The following is a 3,197-nucleotide window of genomic DNA, read 5'->3' on the forward strand; positions in this document are numbered from 1 at the left end:
AGTTAAGCTTCTCCACGCCGAAAGTAGTTGGTGGGAAACTACCCGCGAGGATAGGTAGCTGCCACGCTAATGGTAAGGAATCAACCAAATGGTTGGTTTCTTTTTTTGTGTCCTCAAGCATTTTCAATGCTTGGAGGCACATCCAATAATAGAAGAGACCAGTCAAGATGATTCTAGCGAATCACTCGACCGGTCTCTTTTTTACTTATATATAAAACTAATAATTGGGCCGTATAAATTAGTTATCAACTGAGTTATTTAAACATATCATATGATTTCTACTCATATTTTTAGGATCTTAGATAATCTGGAATCACACAATACCATTCTGTACTCAATGTAATTCCAACAATAATTTTTATTTATATATTATTATTTGTTTTAAATTTACTAATTGTAAAATCATTATCCATTGCAGTTTTTAGAGTCTTTAATAAAAAATTAAGATTCCGATAGTAGTGCAAAAGTATTAATATAGTACAAATAGAAAAATTTGCGATTAATATCAATCATTTTATCTATAGTGATCTTTTCAAAATTTTTGTCCGTTCCATTCAACAATATGTTTTGTATGTCATAAATTCATTATTATTTTCGGATATGCTTATTGTTATATCAGAACTGTGATTGTAGACTTCTTTTTAACGGAGAATACTTTGGTGAATTCAAAGTCGCCATAGAAATGATCTGTAAATCAAAATATTACTTTGAGTCATTTATTGAGGATAGATAAATCCTTAGTTAAGGTGTCAACTGGAATTAAAAAATTAGAATGATTACGAATAGTTCATTCTTATTTATGGTGGTAAAGGGGGATTGTATTGGTCGATATATCTATGACTGAAGATATTAATCAAGAGTTGTTTGGATCAAGAGGTATAAGATCAATCTTGAATATATTTATATAACTCATGTATGGACCACCTCTTTAGGTTAATGTGATTAAAGAATTTTTTTCAGGTGTAAAGATCATTATTATGAAAACTACAGTGGATGGAATACCCGCAGTGATAGAAATTCTGCATGCAGATAAGTTACTAAGGCGATGGCGGAGTTAACGATAATTTTGATTTAGAAAAGTTATTTGATTGAAATTATTAAAAACAGTTTTACCGATACTCACAATATAACTAGCTGTTGAATTTCAGATGATTGATTGTTGCCGGAGATGTTGCGTATAATGAAATTCTGTTGTAATTACTCCGACTGGAGACAGTATTATGAATATAAGGTTTCTGTGAATGATGATCCCATTATTTTTGATAACACGATTCAGTACCTTGAGGATTTAAATCGATTAGTTGAAGATACAGAGGTTCCGGATATTTACTTGAACAGATGATGAAAAACTATCTTAACTTTGTAAACCTTGGATTACTATAAAGTGCTGTGTATTCAATCGTATATTAAAAGTGTTTATAATGGCCGTTGCTAGTAATTGAGATTTGTATTACTAATTACAGTAGAATAATCAATAATATAGGGAAATGCCTTTTTCGAATAGCGTTCTTTACGTACAGTTATGTATATTGAATCCAATAAGGCTTTCTATATGTATGTATTTGGATATTATAGATAGAAATGGAGTTGCTTTCGATTTAATATGAAGATATTCGAGTTACCAATATGTTTTATGAAGGTCAATATGATACATTTGTTAGAAGAATGGAATTCATAATAGTTAAAAGTCTGAATCTTAATTATATATTTAAATGGATTACTCAGAATTTGATTACGTCACCTGTAAAATAATCCGAATAATATGTGATTGATTTATAGGGAACACACGGCCGTCGGGTAACATTGAAGTTCCAGAATATATTAATATTTGTCTTTAAAAAAACCTACAAATTATTTGCATATTTTTGTTGACGTATCGTTCTGAGATTGGTATTCTAATATACGTTGTCTCGTAAGTTACCAACTAGACCAATTCAAACGATTGAAATTAGTTGTTGACAGAGATAATGATAAAATGGTATTATTACTAAGTTGTCGCTTGAAGATGACTTATCAACAAGAAACATTGTTAAATCAATTTTCTTGTTGACATCATATCATTTAGATGATATGATAATTAAGCTGTTAAGTTAATTAACAACTGGTAGACCTTTGAAAACTGAACAAAGTTTTAACACTAAAATTGTGTAGGCCAACATTTATTTGTTGGATTTACAACGAAGTCAATTCGCTAGTATTTTTATTTATGAGTCACAAACTTTTAATATGAGAGTTTGATCCTGGCTCAGGACGAACGCTGGCGGCATGCCTAATACATGCAAGTCGAACGAACCAAACTGTTGATTGAAGCTTGCTTCTTGATTCAGATCTTGGTGAGTGGCGGACGGGTGAGTAACACGTGGGTAACCTGCCCAGAAGTGGGGGATAACATTTGGAAACAAGTGCTAATACCGCATAACAACTTAGATCACATGATCTTTGTTTAAAAGATGGTTTTGCTATCTCTTCTGGATGGACCCGCGGCGTATTAGCTAGTTGGTGAGGTAATAGCTCACCAAGGCGATGATACGTAGCCGACCTGAGAGGGTAATCGGCCACATTGGGACTGAGACACGGCCCAAACTCCTACGGGAGGCAGCAGTAGGGAATCTTCCACAATGGACGAAAGTCTGATGGAGCAATGCCGCGTGAGTGAAGAAGGTTTTCGGATCGTAAAACTCTGTTGTTGAAGAAGAACATATGTGAGAGTAACTGTTCACGTACTGACGGTATTCAACCAGAAAGCCACGGCTAACTACGTGCCAGCAGCCGCGGTAATACGTAGGTGGCAAGCGTTGTCCGGATTTATTGGGCGTAAAGAGAATGTAGGCGGTTTATTAAGTTTGAAGTGAAAGCCCTCGGCTCAACCGAGGAAGTGCTTCGAAAACTGGTAAACTTGAGTGCAGAAGAGGAAAGTGGAACTCCATGTGTAGCGGTGGAATGCGTAGATATATGGAAGAACACCAGTGGCGAAGGCGGCTTTCTGGTCTGTAACTGACGCTGAGATTCGAAAGCATGGGTAGCAAACAGGATTAGATACCCTGGTAGTCCATGCCGTAAACGATGAGTGCTAAGTGTTGGAGGGTTTCCGCCCTTCAGTGCTGCAGCTAACGCATTAAGCACTCCGCCTGGGGAGTACGATCGCAAGATTGAAACTCAAAGGAATTGACGGGGGCCCGCACAAGCGGTGGAGCATG

Annotated in this window: 1 rRNA gene; it reads left to right on the forward strand. The window is 35.7% G+C overall.

Annotated elements, in window-relative coordinates:
- Nucleotides 1–2,222: 2,222 nt before the first annotated feature.
- Nucleotides 2,223–3,197: ribosomal RNA gene (locus tag ATN92_RS00225) — 16S ribosomal RNA — on the forward strand; the annotation flags it as partial.

The sequence above is a fragment of the Companilactobacillus bobalius genome (genome assembly GCF_009764355.1).